Below are 16,512 nucleotides of genomic sequence, written 5' to 3' on the forward strand. Positions count from 1 at the left end.
ACAAAAAACAAGAAAAGTAGTATTGAAAACCATATAAAATAGAAAATAATATAATTTTATCTTGACATGAATACCGTAAAGGAATATCATGTATATATGTTTGATTATCAAATAATTTGAATATCAAATATAAAACAAAAATGAATATGTATAAGCGCTTTAGTGTTTCCACAGCCTGAGATGCAAAAAGGCAGATGGAGCATAAATATAGAATGTATGAGTTTATACAGGAATTCGGAGGTACATATTATGTTGAGAGAACTGAGAATCGGAGATATGGTTGCAAAGCTTCCTATTATACAGGGCGGTATGGGAGTTGGAGTGAGCCTTAGCAGACTGGCCGGAGCTGTTGCCAAGGAAGGTGGTGTCGGTGTGATTTCCACTGCCCAGATTGGCTTTGAGGAGCCGGAGTTTGAAAAGGACCAGGCGAAGGCTAACCTGATTGCTATCAAGAAGCATATTAAGAGGGCGAAGGAGCTTGCCTGTGGATATGGAATGGTAGGTGTCAATATCATGGTGGCTCTTAAGCATTACAAGGAGCATGTTCTGGCTGCGGTTGAAGCAGGGGCTGATGTTATTATAAGCGGAGCAGGACTTCCGATGGAGCTGCCTGAGCTTGTTGATGAGAAATCGCATACAAAGATTGCACCTATTGTTTCCTCAAAGAGAGCTGCAAACCTGATTCTTAAAATGTGGGCACACAGATACAACCGCACAGCAGACTTTATTGTTATCGAGGGACCAAAGGCCGGTGGACATCTGGGCTTTTCCAAAGAGCAGCTTGCAGATATCAAGCATATGGATTATGACAGCGAGATTAAGGAAATTATTAAATGCACAAAGACATATGAGGAGAAGTTTAAAAAGCACATTCCGGTAATTGTAGCGGGCGGAGTGTTTACACACGAGGATGTCATGCACTGCATGGAGCTTGGAGCCGACGGAGTGCAGGTGGCAAGCCGTTTTGTGGCGACAGAGGAGTGTGACGCATCGGATGCCTACAAGCAGGCGTATCTGGCTGCGAAGGAGTCTGATGCACAGATTATACAAAGCCCTGTAGGAATGCCGGGGCGTGCTGTCAGAAATGAGTTTATCAGGGATTTGGAAAAGAAAAAGCAGCCTATCACAAAGTGCTACAATTGTCTTGAGAAATGTAACCCTGCAAAAGTGCCTTACTGTATTACGAAGGCACTGATTGCAGCGGTTAAAGGAGATATGCAAAATGGTCTGGTATTCTGCGGTGCCAATGTGGGCCACATAAACCGGATTACCACGGTACACGAGCTTATGAGTGAGCTTGTGGGAGCATAGGAAGTACATCCTCGCAGTAGCAGCGGAGTATTTCACCTACGCTCCATGCCTGTGCATAGCAGCCACGGCCGTTGTGAGGGGCATCGCCGTCAAATATTTCACATATTGAGCCGATACAGTTGTTAAGCAGATGCTCCCTTACAGGGTCAAGCAGCTTGTCGGCGCATAAAGCGGTCGCCTTCGTGCGGCCGTTTACCTTTACATAGGCACTGATAAAAGCACCGAGCAGAAAGCCCCAGGCTGTTCCCTGATGATAGGCATGGTCACGCTTTGAGAGAGAGCCAATGTAAATCGGATGGTAATCCTTGTGGTCAGGATAGAGTGAACGCAGTCCACAGCCCACATACAGCTTGTCCATTACCGTATCCACAATTGCTTTTTCACGCTCCCTGTCAAGCATGGTAAATGGCAGGCTTACGGCATAAATCTGGTTTGGGCGGATAGTATCGTCATCCTCGTCAACCACATCATACAGGCAGCCTGTGTTTTCATTCCAGAAGCGCTTGTTGAATGAATCCTTTACGAGTGAAGCAAGCTGTCTGTAGCTGTCATCATTATCGCCAAACTTAGCCTGTAGCATATCCATGGTGCAAAGTGCGTTGTACCAAAGTGCATTTATTTCGACAGGCTTGCCATGACGAGGTGTAGCAACCCAGTCGCCGACACGCACATCCATCCATGTGACCTGGTCGAGTCCACTTCCGGCGTGAATAAGCCCGTCGGTATCCATATATATGGAAAAATCAGTGCCTTTTTTGTAGGTAGAGATGATATCCTTTAAGCAAGGATAAATATCCTTCTTTATAAATTCATAGGCATCCGGGGTATTTACATATTCAAGATATTTGTAGACAGCATAAAAATACCACAGTGATGCATCTACAGTGTTGTAAAGAGGCTTAAGTCCACTGTCCGGGAACATATTTGGGATGAGCCCGTCTTTACAGTACTTGGCAAAGGTCAGGAGTATATCATGAGCCTTTTCAAAACGGCTGGTGCAAAGAGTCAGACCGGTGTATGAAATCATAGTGTCGCGACCCCAGTCAGTGAACCAAGGAAGCCCGGCGAGTACAGTGTCATAGCCTGTTGACTGTCTGTATGCGATGAACTGGTTGGCAGCCACAGCGAGCTTTATGGCAAAGTCATCAGTGAAGCCGCTTCTTTTAATCAGCTCATCAGTATAGTCAAGCTGCGCACGTAGTATTTCAAAAGCACTTTCGTTATCAGAAACAAGGTGTTTGGCGAAGGCTGTGCCTGAGTTGTCATTACAGGCTTCAAGCGGTACGATATCGCACATTACAGAAAAATGCATTGAAGCAGAGGCAGGAATATCCACACTCACGTCATATGGGCAAAATGCACAGTCAAGACCAGGCACTTCATTGTCCACCTCGGTCTGAGCCTCAAGGTCGCAGATATATTTGTCGTTTCTTTCAATAAGCTTTCCGCCTGAAAAAGCAATGCGGATACAGTGGTCATCCTGTGCTTTTGGGATGAGACTAAAGCCGTGCTCCTGCTTTTGAACCTCAAATTTTAATGAATCGACGGTGGAGCTTTCAGAGTGCTCACGGAAGTTCATAAGAGGCGTAATCAAAAGCTTAGAGGCCTCTCCCCTGTTGCAAATATCGTATGCCACGGCAGCAAGGTTTCTCCCCTGAGCCAGTGCGATGTGTTTTTTAATGGTGATGTCACCGGCTTCATATGTAAAGCATATGGTTCCGTCGTATGTGAAATCGCTTATATATTGGATACCGTCGGTGTAGCGTCCGCCCTTGAACTGGTCACTTGAGAGGTCTAAGGTATGATTTCCTACGACTATTTTTTCGTTTGTCTTTGAGAAGCAGACATATCTTTGCACAGGAGAGCGGAGACTTGCAATCAGATAGCCCTGGTGCGTGCGGTTTATTGCGCCTGTGATTGAGCCACCGGCGTATCCGCCAAGGCCGTTGGTCAAAGCCCACTCCCTTCTTATGTTGTTTTTGAAATCATTTTGCAGTTTTATGTTAAATTGCATCTTAACTCTCCAAAATTTCACTAAATTTTTATAATATTTTAACCTATAACCATGAAAAAATCTATACGAAACGGCAAAAATCTGTTATCATTATAAAGATATATATTTTCAATATGCAAAGGAGAATTATAATGGAAGTATTTACATTGATTGCGCGTAAAAAAAATGTGGCGCTGGTATTTGTTTCGTACCTGCTTGTAGCTCTTGCGGCGATAAGCCTTCTGACTATCTGCATCGGCTTTGTACCGGGTATTTTATTTGCAGTAGTATTTGGGCTTGTTGCATATCTTATGATTATGGCACAGAATACTGAGTTTGAGTATTCATATTTTGACGGAGAGCTGCGTTTTGCCAAAATTAAAAACAAGAGCCGCAGAAAGCGTCTTGGAATATACAGCATGGAGTCTGTAGCAGTAATCGCACCGGCAGGAGACAGAAGCGTATACAATTACGAGAATGGAAATGAGCTCAAGAAAATAGACTATACCTCAGGTCAGAAGGATGTACCTTATTATGATATTGTCATCAAATCACCTGAAGAGAATGTGCTTATAAAGGCGGAGCTTGATGACAAGTTCCTCACAGAGGTGGAGAAAAAATACAGATCAAAGGTTAAAAGAAGAGAGGAGTAATTACTCCTCTCCTTCTAAATGGTACATTTTTGAATTTTGTTTACCGGCTTCAACACCCTTGGCATAGCCTTTGGTGCCGTTTAACAGGCGAAGGCATTTTGGACAAAGGGTACCAAAGCTGACAGGAGCACCGCAGCGCTGACAGTGAAGCCCTTCGATGGTGGAACGGTGTTCTGTGGTTTTATATTCGATACGCCCTTCTTTTATCCAGTTTTTTACCTGCCGAAGAGGAATATTAAAATGTTGTGCCACGTCATACTCATTGACATCGTGGGTACGGATATATTCCTTTACTTCTCGGAAGAGCATCATATCCAGACAGCGCGGACAAAGAGCTTCTGTATAGTTATAAGGCAGTGGTCTCTTGCAGTTCTCACATACCTTTACGTTGTCAAAAAGACTTTGAGAATGTTCCATAAATATTACCTCCCAAAAATATAATATCAGTATAACATATTTACTATTAGAAAGGAAGTGTGGGCTAATGCCAATCGCAGTTTTTGATTCAGGAGTCGGAGGAATCAGTGTCTTGAAAAACCTGGTGGAAGTAATGCCACATGAAGATTTTATATATTATGGAGACTCGGCTAATGCGCCATATGGCACGAAAACCTTAGAACAGGTTCGCGCGCTGACACTTGAGCATGCAAGGCAGCTGCTTGAGGAGCAGCACGCAAAGGGACTTGTGGTGGCCTGCAATACAGCAACCAGTGCGGCTGTCCGTATACTCAGGGAAAAATATCCCGATATTCCGATTGTGGGAATAGAGCCGGCGGTCAAGCCTGCTATGCTTTTTATGAAAAATCCGACAGTGCTTGTGATGGCGACACCTATGACTATCCGTGAGGAAAAGCTCAAAAAGCTCATGGACAGATACAAAAGCTTAGGCAAGATTATTCCGTTGCCGTGTCCGGGGCTTATGAATTTCGTTGAGAGAGGCGACTTGTACGGCGATGACGTGAGACAGTATCTTGAGGAGCTTTTGTATTCATATTCGCATGATGAGATAGATGCAGTTGTATTGGGCTGTACACATTATCCGTTTGTTCGAAGAATGATACAGGATGTGCTGGGAGATAAGGTGCGCGTGTTTGATGGCGGAAATGGCACAGCACGTGAAATGAAGCGCCGTCTGAAAGAAAAAAAATTATTGACTGAAAGTATGGAGGCAGGAACCGTGGACTTTCAGAATAGTCTGACAGGTGAACAGCATGAAGCTAAAATTCAGTTATGTAAACAGCTTTTTAACAAGGAAATTTAGATATTATGTCATGAATGTTACAATTCTAAAAAAAGTATAAAATAATATTATTATAATTTATAGAATGTTTTTAAAACGTACATTCTTAGGACATAATTACCACATATACTTGTTCTTGTAAGAGGAACAAAACCTTTTACATTATTCCCTTTTTATTAATAAACATTTTCATAACTAAACTCCTCGAGAAAGGATCGCGTTGTTACCGAGTGTAACATCGCGGTCCTTTCTCACGTTTTGCAGTAAGGCTGCAAGCCACAGCCTTACTGTTTCAAATATGCACGGTGCTTCCACATATATCGTTCAGCACACACATGTCACAGTGCGGTGTGGTTCGTGCAGTACATACGGCGCGTCCATGGTCCACAAGCCTGTGGCAGAAGTCGTTGCTCTCCTCGGGCGGTATGATTTTCCAAAGCTCCATCTCTACCTTTTTCGGATCCTTTATTCCATCTACAAGTCCTATACGGTTGCAAAGGCGTATGCAGTGCGTGTCGGTGACGATGGCAGGCTTGCCGTACACATCACCCATTATCAGGTTGGCACTCTTTCTGCCGACTCCCGGCAGCTTCAGCAGATCAGTCATATTGTCAGGTACAAGACCTCCAAAATCGTCGCGAAGCATCCTCATGCAGGCACTTATATCACGGGCCTTACTCTTTCCCAGGCCGCATGGACGCACAATTTCCTCTATGTCGGAAACATCAGCATCGGCGAGAGCCTCGATGGAAGGATATTTTTTGAACAAATCCACCACGACTACATTTACGCGGGCATCAGTGCACTGGGCAGCGAGTCTGACTGATACGAGCAGCTTCCAGGCCTCGTCGTACTCGAGAGTACAGTCGGTGCGAGGATATGCGGTCTTTAGTCTTTTTATTACTTCAAGGGCTAATTTTTCTTTTGTCATATGAGCCTCCTTATATTTGTTTTGTAACTATTCAGTAACTTTATTTTATAGTATACAAAAATGCGCGGAGATTGTAAAATGGATTTACGTGGAGCGGATTACGTGAGAGGAACGGTGTGAAACTGGAAAATATGAATAACGCATATGCAAATAAAAGATATACAAATATCATATATATAAATAACAGATATACAATAGAAGTAACTAGGAAAAGAATAAAAAATATGTATCTTCGCGTGAAGGACACGGATGGCACCCTCTCAGTGAGTGCTCCGTATGGCATGAGTGATACGGAAATCAGGAAATTCGTGGAAAGTAAATCAGACTGGATTGAGCGGACCATGCAGGAAATGCTTGTCGCAAGACAGCTTAAGGAACAGGAACCGGTTTTGGCACCCTTCATGGAGAGGGAGCTGCGTCTGGAGCTTAAAAGGCAGCTACAGAGGCTTATCGACAAATGGGAGCCGGTTATGGGTGTGAAGTCAGCAGGCTTTACAATAAAGAAGATGAAGACAAGGTGGGGATCATGCAATGTGAAGTCACATCATTTGAATTTCAACCTCCTGCTGACTAAGGTGCCACCGGAGTGCGCAGAGTATGTGGTGGTCCACGAGCTTACACATCTGCTCGAGCCAAGTCACAATGCCAGGTTCTGGTCGCTGATGGAATATTATCTGCCGGAAAGCAAAAAGCTGCGTAAACAACTAGCTGGCTTTTCTGCGCAGGATATGATATGATATTATTAAAGACTCACTTAGAGAAAGGATGCTTCAAATGGAATTTTGGGATATATACGATAAGGATAAAAAGCCGACAGGCCGTACAATGAAAAAAAACGACTGGATACTTAAGGATGGAGAGTATCATCTTTCAGTGCTTGGCGTGATTCACAGACCAGATGGCAGATTTCTTATCACACAGCGTGTCATGACAAAGGCATGGGCACCGGGCTGGTGGGAGGTTTCAGGAGGAGCTGCACAGGCAGGTGAGAGCTCATTTACCGCAGTCTGCAGAGAGGTGAAGGAGGAGGTAGGCCTTGATGTATCACAGTGTCCGGGAGGGCTTGCCTATACCTATCACAGAGAGAATCCGGGCGAGGGTGACAACTATTTCGTGGATGTTTATCGCTTTGAGCTTGATTTCAAGGAATCTGACGTACAGATTCAGACAGAGGAGGCACTTGGATTTAAAATCGCCACACTCGATGAAATAAAAGAGCTTGCTGCGCAGGGTGTGTTCCTACACTATGACAGCATAAAGCAGGTATTTGAAAATTAATTGCTATGATTATGATAATAAGATAACATAGAATTATAAGATTACATAGAATTATAAGGAGCAGATTATGGCATTACCAAAGGATCCGGTTATGCTGCTTAGCTTTGTAAACACACAGCTTCGGGACAATTATTCAGGATTGAAGGAGCTTGCGGCAGCATATGATATTGATGAGAAAGAGCTTTGCGACAAGCTTGCACAGATTGATTACAAATATGACGAGACTGTCAATCAGTTTAAGTAGATTTTCAGCATACATATTAAAAGTGATGGAAGGATAAGATAATGGAGACATGCTGCGATTTTTGTGCATACAATGAATATGATGAGGATGATGAGGAGTATTATTGCTCGGTAAATATGGACGAGGATGATATGGCGAGATTTGTCCAGAGCAGCTATAAGCGCTGTCCGTTTTACCGCTCAGGCGATGAATACAGGGTTGTCCGTCACCAGATGTGAAGCATTATAACAAAATATAATAAATATAATTAAAAAATAAATTGCATTAATCAATTTAAGGCTGTATAATAAGTTGGTTATTTTAAAAATTAAGAATTTACAAATATACAAAGCATATTGATAAGGAGGAAAATTATGCCTGTAAAATACGTGTTCGTCACCGGTGGAGTTGTTTCCGGTCTTGGAAAAGGAATTACCGCAGCGTCTCTTGGACGTCTTTTAAAAGCTCGTGGATACAAGGTGACAATGCAGAAGTTCGATCCATACATTAATATTGATCCGGGTACTATGAACCCTATTCAGCACGGAGAGGTGTTTGTAACAGACGATGGAGCTGAGACAGATCTTGATTTAGGACACTATGAGCGTTTTATTGATGAGAGCCTGACAAAGAACTCAAACGTCACCACAGGAAAGGTATACTGGTCAGTATTACAGAAGGAACGTCGTGGTGACTACGGCGGAGGAACAGTACAGGTTATCCCTCATATCACCAATGAGATAAAGAGCAGATTCTACAGGAATTTCACATCTGAGGATACCACAATCGCAATCATCGAGGTGGGTGGTACAGTCGGCGATATCGAGAGTCAGCCGTTCCTCGAGGCAATCAGACAGTTCCAGCATGAGGTGGGACACGACAATGCCATCCTGTGTCATGTGACACTGATTCCATACATCAAGGCGTCAGGAGAGCTCAAGACAAAGCCTACACAGGCCAGCGTAAAGGAGCTTCAGGGTATGGGAATCCAGCCGGATATCATTGTATGCCGTTCAGAGCATGAGCTTGATCAGAAGCTTAAGGACAAGATTGCGCTGTTTTGTAATGTACCTAATTCACACGTATTACAGAACCTTGATGTGGAGTATCTCTATGAGGCACCACTTGCCATGGAGCAGGAGAATCTTGCAAAGGTTGCATGCGAGTGCTTGAATCTTGACTGTCCTGAGCCGGATCTTGCAGACTGGAAGCAGATGGTTGAGGATCTCCATCATCCTGATAAAGAGGTCAAGATTGCACTTGTGGGAAAATATACAGCACTTCACGATGCATACATTTCAGTTGTTGAGGCACTGAAGCATGGCGGTATTCCTGAGCATACTACAGTTGATATAAAGTGGGTTGACTCAGAGGAGCTTAACGATGACAATGCAGCAGAGGTATTCAAGGGCATTCAGGGAATTATCGTTCCGGGAGGCTTTGGAGACCGTGGTGTTGAGGGCATGATTGCAGCAGCTAAGTATGCCAGAGAAAACAATATCCCATATCTGGGACTCTGCCTTGGAATGCAGGTGGCAATCATCGAGTATGCGCGCCACGTGTGTATGTTCAATGATGCACACAGTATAGAGCTTGATCCAAACACTACTCATCCGGTTATCGCACTTATGCCTGACCAGAACGGAATAGAGGATATCGGAGGTACACTTAGACTTGGCTCTTATCCATGTGTACTCGACAAGACATCAAAGGCATACCAGGTATATGGTACAGAGAATATAAGTGAGCGTCATCGTCATCGTTATGAGGTCAACAATGACTACAGAACAGCTCTCACAGAGCATGGCATGAAGCTTTGCGGTACATCACCTGATGGCAGAATCGTGGAGATGATTGAGATTCCGGAGCATCCGTGGTTTATAGCCACACAGGCACATCCGGAGCTTAAGTCACGTCCGAACCGTCCACATCCGCTTTTCCATGGCTTCATAGAGGCGGCAAACAAGGTGAACAGATAATTTTTCGTTATATTTAATACAATATTTAGAAAGTGCGGTTGATTTTGACCGCACTTTTTCTTATAATAAAGTGAAGCTTCACACTTTATATGGTGAGGAGACGGTTTCATATACAATATATTCCTCGGAAAATAAGAAGTCTGTAATGATATTTTTCGGGGATAGGGTTTCATGGGAATGACTATAAAAATTACAGGTCAAAATTGTCTTGAAGCTTGTAATAAATAAGAAAAGAACGGAGAAAATATGGATAATCAGGGACCTAATAACTATAATTACAACAATGGCCCGGGCAATAATGGGTCCGGTGGAAACGGAAATAACGGTGGTAACAGACCTGGTGGAAACGGTGGCAGAAACAACCGTGGCGGACAGGGTATCATGGCATTTATCCTGCTGACACTCGTGGCATTGTTTGTGTATGCACTTATATCAAACAGCATATCGCATGCCAGCACACAGGAAAAGTCATACAGTGATTTCATAAAACAGCTCGACAAGGGTAATGTCAAGAGCGTGGAGTTTGATTCCTACGAGATAGACTACAAGCTTGTGGATGACGGACACAAGGATTATGACATCACATATTACACAGGCCGTGTGGCTGATGATGAGCTTGTGCCGACACTCAAAAAAGCAAAGACCTCAGAGGGCAAGTCTATTGAGATAAAGGCAGCGATACCTGATAATACATCTACATGGATTTTTAATATATTAAGCTTTATAGTTCCGCTTATTCTGCTGTGGGTGCTTTTAGCATTTGTTTCAAAGAAGATGGGTGGCAGCATGGGGATGGGAGTCGGCAAATCGACTGCCAAGGTATATGTGGAGAAGTCCACAGGCGTCAACTTCAAGGATGTTGCGGGACAGGATGAAGCAAAGGAATCTCTCCAGGAGGTTGTTGATTTCCTTCACAATCCGAAGAGATATACAGATATCGGAGCCAAGCTTCCTAAGGGAGCGCTTCTCGTGGGACCTCCGGGAACAGGTAAGACACTCCTTGCCAAGGCAGTAGCAGGAGAGGCAGGAGTACCGTTTTTCTCACTTGCAGGTTCAGACTTTGTGGAGATGTTTGTCGGAGTCGGAGCTTCGAGAGTGCGTGATTTGTTCAAGGAAGCACAAAAGATGGCACCATGTATTATCTTTATCGATGAGATAGATGCAATAGGAAAGAGCCGTGACAGCAGATACGGCGGTGGCAATGACGAGCGTGAGCAGACACTAAACCAGCTCCTTGCAGAGATGGATGGCTTTGATACATCAAAGGGCTTACTTATATTAGCAGCAACTAACCGCCCTGAGGTGCTTGATAAGGCGCTTCTTCGTCCGGGACGTTTTGACAGAAGAATCATAGTTGATAAGCCTGACTTAAAGGGACGTCTGGAGACCTTAAAGGTACACTCAAAGGATGTCAAGATGGATGAGTCGGTAGACCTCGATGCATTGGCACTTGCAACAGCAGGACTTGTGGGCTCAGATCTTGCCAATATGATTAATGAGGCTGCCATCAATGCAGTCAAAAACGGCAGACAGCTTGTAAACCAGGCTGACCTCTTTGAAGCCTTCGAGCTTGTAGCAGTCGGCGGCAAGGAAAAGAAGGACCGTGTCATGAGCGATAAAGAGAGAAAAATCGTCTCATACCATGAGGTTGGACACGCACTTGTATCAGCTCTGCAGAAAAATACAGAGCCTGTACAGAAAATCACAATTGTACCACGTACCATGGGAGCACTCGGATATACACTCCAGACACCTGAGGAGGAGAAATACCTTGAGACAAAGGACGAACTTCTCGCCAAAATCACAACATATATGGCAGGTCGTGCCGCAGAGGTGCTGGTATTTAACTCAGTCACAAGCGGAGCCGCAAATGATATAGAAAATGCCACAAAGATAGCCCGTGCCATGGTAACTATGTACGGAATGTCAGATAAATTCGGCATGATGTGCCTTGCAACAGTACAAAACCAGTACTTAGAGGGCGGAGCAGGATTAATCTGCGGAGAGAATACAGCATCGCAGATAGATGATGAGGTACTCTCAATCATCAACAGCAGCTACGCAGAGGCAATGAAACTCCTCGATGAAAACAGAGAAATCCTCGACAGTATATCAGATTATCTCTACGAGAAGGAAACAATCACAGGTAAGGAATTCATGAAGATGTTCCGCGATATGAAGGGACTCCCTGACCCGGACGAGGAAAAAGATGGTGAAGAGAGCAAAGAGCAGGAAAATGCACAGAATGATGAGACATCAGCAGCAGATCCGCTCCTTCGTAACGCCACAGACAAGCCTGCAGATACAAATGAATCTTCCGAATATACAGCGCCGGATGATAATACATTGAATAACTAGTACCTTATAGGTCAATTTTCGAACACAACGAGCAACCAAGCAATTTTCGCGTAGCGAAAGAGCGAAAAAAGAATTTCGCACAAAAAAAGCGCAGTAGAAAAGAGTTTCGCACACATAAACTGAAAAAAGCCGGAGGGCACATAGTGTGTTCAGAAAGAAAATATGAATACACTGTGTGCCATGCCGGCAACCACACAACCTAAAAGTGCGAAACTCCACCACAACCAACCCAAAGAGCGAATATGGAAAAAACATTTGATATCAAAGAAGAATTAAAAAAACTCCCGGATGTCCCGGGAGTTTATATTATGCATGACAAGGATGATGTAATCATATATATTGGCAAAGCCAAAAGCCTGACGAAGCGAGTACATCAGTACTTTCAGGCGAGCCACAATGAGGGCATCAAGAAAAAACAGATGGTAGAGCATATAGATCATTTTGAGTATATAGTCACCGACTCTGAGCTTGAGGCCCTTGTTTTGGAGTGCAACCTGATAAAGGAGCATACACCAAAGTACAATACTATGCTTCGTGATGACAAGACATATCCGTACATCAAGGTGACACTGGGAGAGGACTATCCGAGGGTGCTGTTTTCGCGTCAGATGAAAAAGGACAAATCCCGTTACTTTGGTCCGTATACGAGTGCCTCTGCGGTGAAAAGCTCGATAGATCTGATAAACAAAATCTATAAGCTTCGCACCTGCAACCGCAGGCTGCCGCGTGATATAGGAGCAGACCGGCCGTGCCTCAACTATCATATACACCAGTGCAATGCACCATGCCAGGGGTATGTGACGAAGGAAGAGTATGCCATATCTGTAAAGGGCGCGATAGATTTCTTAAACGGCGACTATGAGCAGACAATAAAGGCTCTTAGCGATAAAATGCTAAAGGCCTCAGAGAGCATGGAGTTTGAGAAGGCGGCTGAATACAGGGATCTGATAAACAGTGTGAAACAGGTAGCACAGAAGCAGAAGATAACAAATGCCGACGGCGAGGATAAGGATATCATAGCACTGGCAAATGACGATACTGATGCAGTGGTGCAGGTATTTTTCATAAGAAACGGAAAGCTGATAGGCAGAGACCATTTCCATGTGAGGGTCGGAAGCGAGGAGGCTGCGGATGATGTGTTAAATAACTTTGTGAAGCAGTTTTATTCCGGAACACCTTTTATACCGCGCGAGGTCATGCTGCAGAGTGAGATAGAGGATATGGCTGTTTTGGAGCAGTGGCTCAGCGAAAAGCGAGGCAGGCGGGTGAATATAAAGGTGCCGCAGAAGGGCATGAAGGAAAAGCTTGTTGAGCTTGCCTACAAGAACGCACTCTTAGTGCTCAGCCAGGATAAGGAGCGGATAAAGAGAGAAGAGGGGCGCACAATAGGAGCTGTAAAGGAAATCGAGGGTCTTTTGGGCTTACACGGCTTAAACCGTATGGAGGCCTATGATATTTCCAATATCAACGGCTTTGAGACAGTCGGCTCCATGATAGTGTATGAGAAGGGCAAGCCTAAAAAGAGCGATTACAGAAAGTTTAAGCTTCGCACAGTTACGGGACCTGATGATTATGCGTCAATGCACGAGGTGCTCACACGCCGCTTTACACATGGCATGGAAGAACAGAAGCAGCTTGAAAAAGATGGCTCTCCACAGGAAATAGGCAGCTTCAACCGTTTTCCTGATATTATAATGATGGATGGTGGAAGAGGTCAGGTAAATATATGCCTTCAGGTGCTTTCCGAGCTGGGACTCGACATACCTGTGTGTGGCATGGTGAAGGATGATTTCCACCGCACAAGAGGTCTTTATTTCAACAATGTGGAGATACCTATCGACCGCCACGGCGAAGGCTTCAAGCTCATCACGAGAATACAGGATGAGGCACACCGCTTTGCAATAGAGTTTCATAGGTCACTGCGCTCAAAAAGTCAGGTACATTCGGTGCTTGATGATATTGAAGGCATAGGGCCGGCGCGCAGAAAGGCGCTCATGCGCCGCTACCAGTCGCTGGAGAAGATAAAGGAAGCAGATGTCGAAGACCTTATGCAGACAGAGACCATGAACGAGAAAGCAGCACAGGCAGTGTATGCATTTTTCCACTCTGCCACGTAGATTTTGAAGCTAATCTGTGGTATACTAAAAAACAAATATACATCAAGGGGGACCGCGAATGAATGCATTACACTCAGTATCAGTTGCAAAGGTAGCAGAATTGCTCGATCTCAACAATCTCACAAAAGAGATGAGCCTAAAGGAGAGGGCGATAGAGTGCTCGGACGTCAACAGACCGGCGCTTCAGCTCTCAGGATATTTTGATCATTTTGAGGAGAGACGAATACAGATTATCGGAAATGTAGAGTATACTTATATAGAGAAGATGAGCGACAGCGAGAAAAAAGAGCGCTATAGCCGCTTCATGGAGTTTGATATACCATGTATCATCTTCTGCAGAGATTTACAGCCGGATGAGATATTTATGGAAGAGGCCAGAGAACACAGCATACCGGTGCTGTCAACAGGTCGTTCCACATCAAGCTTTATGGCTGAGCTCATCTATTGTCTTGGCGAACAGCTCGCACCATGCATCACAGTGCATGGCGTGCTGGTAGATGTATACGGTGAGGGAGTAATGATCACAGGTGAGAGCGGTATCGGAAAGAGTGAGGCTGCACTCGAGCTCATCAGACGAGGCCATCGTCTCGTGACGGATGATGTGGTGGAAATCAGAAAGATCAACGAGCATACGCTCATGGGCACTTCGCCTGAGATTACCAGACACTTTATAGAGCTTCGTGGCATCGGAATCATCGATGTCAAGACACTTTACGGAGTAGAGTGTGTAAAGGAAAAACAGCAGATAGACCTCGTAATCAAGCTCGAGGACTGGAAGAAGGAGGCAGAGTACGACAGACTCGGCCTCGAGGAAGAATATGCTGAGTATCTCGGCAACAAGGTAGTGTGTCATTCACTGCCAATCAGACCGGGACGTAATCTGGCGGTCATCGTAGAGACAGCAGCAGTCAATCACAGACAAAAGAAGATGGGCTACAATGCAGCTCAGGAGCTGTATCGCCGCGTCCAGGCAAATCTTACAAAAAATTCGGAGGTATAATAAATCATGGCAATAGAAAGGAAAAACGCCTGGGAGAAATATCCCCAGGGACCTGAAAGAGAAAAATTATTTGCATTTGCTGAGGATTACAGAAGGTTCATATCCGGCTGCAAGACAGAGCGCGAGTGCACGGCAGCAGTTTATGCTGACGCCACAGGACACGGCTTTGTGGACCTTGATGAGCTCATCGAGACAGGAAAGAGCGTAAAGGCAGGAGATAAAATCATAGCAAACAATATGGGAAAGGGACTGGCACTGTTTATCGTGGGCAGTAAGCCTCTTGAGAAGGGTATGAATATCCTCGGAGCACATATTGATTCACCTAGAATGGACTTAAAGCAGGTGCCTTTATACGAGGACACAGACATGGCACTTTTAGACACACATTATTATGGCGGCATCAAGAAATACCAGTGGGTCACACTGCCGCTTTCACTTCACGGAGTCATCTGTAAAAAGGATGGCAGCACAGTGACAGTCAATATCGGAGACAAGCCAAATGATCCAGTAGTGGGCGTGAGCGATCTGCTTATTCACCTGTCAGGCGAGCAGATGGGCAAGAAGGCTTCAGAGGTCATAAAGGGCGAGAGCCTTGATGTGCTGATCGGAAGCATACCGGGACCGGAAAAGGACGAGGACGACAAGGATATCAAGGAGAGAGTAAAGGCCAATATCCTCACAATACTTTCACAGGAGTACGGTGTGGACGAGGATGATTTTCTTTCAGCAGAGATAGAGGTGGTACCTGCCGGAGAGGCAAGAGACTACGGACTTGACAGAAGTATGATCATGGGTTACGGCCACGACGACAGAGTGTGCGCATATCCTTCATACAGAGCTATGCTTGAAATAGAGGGCGCACCGGAATATACAAGTGTATGCCTGCTCGTGGACAAAGAGGAAATCGGCTCAGTGGGAGCCAGCGGCATGCAGTCACGCTTTTTCGAAAACTGTGTGGCAGAGGTGATGAACCTGGCAGGAGACTATAGCGAGCTTGCAGTCAGACGTGCACTGAAAAACTCAAAGGTACTCTCATCAGACGTATCAGCAGCCTTTGACCCGAACTATCCATCGGTTATGGAAAAGAAGAACTCGGCATACTTCGGAAAGGGCCTTGTATTCAACAAATATACAGGCGCCAGAGGCAAATCAGGCTCAAACGATGCCAACGCAGAGTATGTTGCAAGGCTTAGAAATATCATGGATACAGCAGATGTTTCATTCCAGACAGCAGAGCTTGGAAAGGTAGACGAGGGAGGCGGCGGAACAATCGCATATATCCTCGCAAACTATGACATGAATGTTATTGACAGCGGTGTGCCAGTGCTCAACATGCATGCGCCATGGGAAATCATCAGCAAGGTCGATTTATATGAGGCATTCAGAGGCTACATTGCATTTTTGAAGGAAGCATAGGCTAAAGGAATAT

The 16,512-nt window shown here is 44.8% G+C and carries 15 protein-coding genes; 12 read left to right on the top strand and 3 right to left on the bottom strand.

Features of this window, described 5'->3' with window-relative positions:
* Window positions 1-249 precede the first annotated feature (249 nt).
* Window positions 250-1,311, top strand: a complete 1,062-nt coding sequence (locus ACTQ1L_RS07355) for an NAD(P)H-dependent flavin oxidoreductase (RefSeq protein WP_441366307.1) — start codon at window positions 250-252, stop codon at window positions 1,309-1,311.
* Here the strand turns inward: ACTQ1L_RS07355 and ACTQ1L_RS07360 are convergent.
* Window positions 1,286-3,325 (bottom strand): amylo-alpha-1,6-glucosidase, encoded by a 2,040-nt coding sequence (locus ACTQ1L_RS07360; protein ID WP_441366309.1) that lies wholly within the window; start codon window positions 3,323-3,325, stop codon window positions 1,286-1,288. The genes ACTQ1L_RS07355 and ACTQ1L_RS07360 overlap by 26 nt on opposite strands.
* A gap of 131 nt (window positions 3,326-3,456) precedes the next feature.
* On the opposite strand from ACTQ1L_RS07360, the gene ACTQ1L_RS07365 reads away from it, so the two are divergent.
* Entirely contained in the window at window positions 3,457-3,957 is a 501-nt protein-coding gene (locus ACTQ1L_RS07365) for a DUF6106 family protein (protein ID WP_321110601.1), read from the top strand.
* Here the strand turns inward: ACTQ1L_RS07365 and ACTQ1L_RS07370 are convergent, their stop codons facing one another.
* Window positions 3,958-4,374: a FeoC-like transcriptional regulator gene (locus ACTQ1L_RS07370; protein ID WP_441366311.1), complete on the bottom strand. Its 417-nt coding sequence runs from the start codon at window positions 4,372-4,374 to the stop codon at window positions 3,958-3,960. It abuts the gene before it with no gap.
* Window positions 4,375-4,441: 67 nt separating this feature from the next.
* On the opposite strand from ACTQ1L_RS07370, the gene murI reads away from it, so the two are divergent.
* The gene (gene murI / locus ACTQ1L_RS07375; RefSeq protein ID WP_441366313.1) at window positions 4,442-5,218 is read left to right on the top strand and encodes a glutamate racemase; all 777 of its coding nucleotides are present in this window, start codon (window positions 4,442-4,444) and stop codon (window positions 5,216-5,218) included.
* 271 nt (window positions 5,219-5,489) lie between these two features.
* On the opposite strand, the gene ACTQ1L_RS07380 is transcribed toward murI, so the two are convergent.
* Complete coding sequence (locus tag ACTQ1L_RS07380; RefSeq protein ID WP_321110604.1) at window positions 5,490-6,128, bottom strand: endonuclease III domain-containing protein; 639 nt, start codon at window positions 6,126-6,128, stop codon at window positions 5,490-5,492.
* Window positions 6,129-6,244: 116 nt separating this feature from the next.
* Here ACTQ1L_RS07380 and ACTQ1L_RS07385 point away from each other — a divergent pair, with 116 nt between their 5' ends.
* The 9 genes from ACTQ1L_RS07385 to ACTQ1L_RS07425 all read left to right on the top strand — a co-directional run bounded on the left by ACTQ1L_RS07385 (window position 6,245) and on the right by ACTQ1L_RS07425 (window position 16,499).
* Window positions 6,245-6,865 carry a M48 family metallopeptidase gene (locus tag ACTQ1L_RS07385; RefSeq protein ID WP_441366314.1) on the top strand — a complete coding sequence of 207 codons (621 nt, stop codon included), beginning with the start codon at window positions 6,245-6,247 and terminating at the stop codon, window positions 6,863-6,865.
* A gap of 37 nt (window positions 6,866-6,902) precedes the next feature.
* Window positions 6,903-7,406 carry an NUDIX hydrolase gene (locus tag ACTQ1L_RS07390; RefSeq protein WP_015515696.1) on the top strand — a complete coding sequence of 168 codons (504 nt, stop codon included), beginning with the start codon at window positions 6,903-6,905 and terminating at the stop codon, window positions 7,404-7,406.
* 67 nt (window positions 7,407-7,473) lie between these two features.
* The gene (locus tag ACTQ1L_RS07395) at window positions 7,474-7,650 is read left to right on the top strand and encodes a DUF4250 domain-containing protein (RefSeq protein ID WP_012741591.1); all 177 of its coding nucleotides are present in this window, start codon (window positions 7,474-7,476) and stop codon (window positions 7,648-7,650) included.
* Window positions 7,651-7,691: 41 nt separating this feature from the next.
* Window positions 7,692-7,868, top strand: coding sequence for a DUF6472 family protein (locus ACTQ1L_RS07400; RefSeq protein ID WP_012741592.1), 177 nt, complete (start codon window positions 7,692-7,694; stop codon window positions 7,866-7,868).
* A gap of 135 nt (window positions 7,869-8,003) precedes the next feature.
* Window positions 8,004-9,608 (top strand): CTP synthase, encoded by a 1,605-nt coding sequence (locus ACTQ1L_RS07405; protein WP_321110608.1) that lies wholly within the window; start codon window positions 8,004-8,006, stop codon window positions 9,606-9,608.
* A gap of 246 nt (window positions 9,609-9,854) precedes the next feature.
* Window positions 9,855-11,966, top strand: a complete 2,112-nt coding sequence (ftsH, locus tag ACTQ1L_RS07410) for an ATP-dependent zinc metalloprotease FtsH (RefSeq protein ID WP_441366318.1) — start codon at window positions 9,855-9,857, stop codon at window positions 11,964-11,966.
* A 242-nt stretch (window positions 11,967-12,208) separates the two neighbouring features.
* Window positions 12,209-14,083: an excinuclease ABC subunit UvrC gene (gene uvrC / locus ACTQ1L_RS07415; protein WP_441366319.1), complete on the top strand. Its 1,875-nt coding sequence runs from the start codon at window positions 12,209-12,211 to the stop codon at window positions 14,081-14,083.
* 58 nt (window positions 14,084-14,141) lie between these two features.
* A complete protein-coding gene (gene hprK / locus ACTQ1L_RS07420; protein ID WP_441366321.1) occupies window positions 14,142-15,083 on the top strand; it encodes an HPr(Ser) kinase/phosphatase in 942 nt (313 codons plus the stop codon).
* Window positions 15,084-15,089: 6 nt separating this feature from the next.
* On the top strand, window positions 15,090-16,499 hold the full coding sequence (locus tag ACTQ1L_RS07425) for an aminopeptidase (protein WP_441366322.1): 1,410 nt from the start codon (window positions 15,090-15,092) through the stop codon (window positions 16,497-16,499).
* The last annotated feature ends 13 nt before the right edge of the window (window positions 16,500-16,512 follow it).

The organism is Agathobacter sp. LCP21S3_B2 (genome assembly GCF_052118705.1).
Lineage (GTDB): Bacteria > Bacillota > Clostridia > Lachnospirales > Lachnospiraceae > Roseburia.

What these genes read in the sequence shown, in the direction of transcription:
- ACTQ1L_RS07355 (WP_441366307.1), top strand. Translation starts at nt 250, where the DNA reads ATGTTGAGAGAACTGAGAATCGGAGATATGGTTGCAAAGCTTCCTATT.
- ACTQ1L_RS07360 (WP_441366309.1), bottom strand. Translation starts at nt 3,325, where the DNA reads ATGCAATTTAACATAAAACTGCAAAATGATTTCAAAAACAACATAAGA.
- ACTQ1L_RS07365 (WP_321110601.1), top strand. Translation starts at nt 3,457, where the DNA reads ATGGAAGTATTTACATTGATTGCGCGTAAAAAAAATGTGGCGCTGGTA.
- ACTQ1L_RS07370 (WP_441366311.1), bottom strand. Translation starts at nt 4,374, where the DNA reads ATGGAACATTCTCAAAGTCTTTTTGACAACGTAAAGGTATGTGAGAAC.
- murI (WP_441366313.1), top strand. Translation starts at nt 4,442, where the DNA reads ATGCCAATCGCAGTTTTTGATTCAGGAGTCGGAGGAATCAGTGTCTTG.
- ACTQ1L_RS07380 (WP_321110604.1), bottom strand. Translation starts at nt 6,128, where the DNA reads ATGACAAAAGAAAAATTAGCCCTTGAAGTAATAAAAAGACTAAAGACC.
- ACTQ1L_RS07390 (WP_015515696.1), top strand. Translation starts at nt 6,903, where the DNA reads ATGGAATTTTGGGATATATACGATAAGGATAAAAAGCCGACAGGCCGT.
- ACTQ1L_RS07395 (WP_012741591.1), top strand. Translation starts at nt 7,474, where the DNA reads ATGGCATTACCAAAGGATCCGGTTATGCTGCTTAGCTTTGTAAACACA.
- ACTQ1L_RS07400 (WP_012741592.1), top strand. Translation starts at nt 7,692, where the DNA reads ATGGAGACATGCTGCGATTTTTGTGCATACAATGAATATGATGAGGAT.
- ACTQ1L_RS07405 (WP_321110608.1), top strand. Translation starts at nt 8,004, where the DNA reads ATGCCTGTAAAATACGTGTTCGTCACCGGTGGAGTTGTTTCCGGTCTT.
- ftsH (WP_441366318.1), top strand. Translation starts at nt 9,855, where the DNA reads ATGGATAATCAGGGACCTAATAACTATAATTACAACAATGGCCCGGGC.
- uvrC (WP_441366319.1), top strand. Translation starts at nt 12,209, where the DNA reads ATGGAAAAAACATTTGATATCAAAGAAGAATTAAAAAAACTCCCGGAT.
- hprK (WP_441366321.1), top strand. Translation starts at nt 14,142, where the DNA reads ATGAATGCATTACACTCAGTATCAGTTGCAAAGGTAGCAGAATTGCTC.
- ACTQ1L_RS07425 (WP_441366322.1), top strand. Translation starts at nt 15,090, where the DNA reads ATGGCAATAGAAAGGAAAAACGCCTGGGAGAAATATCCCCAGGGACCT.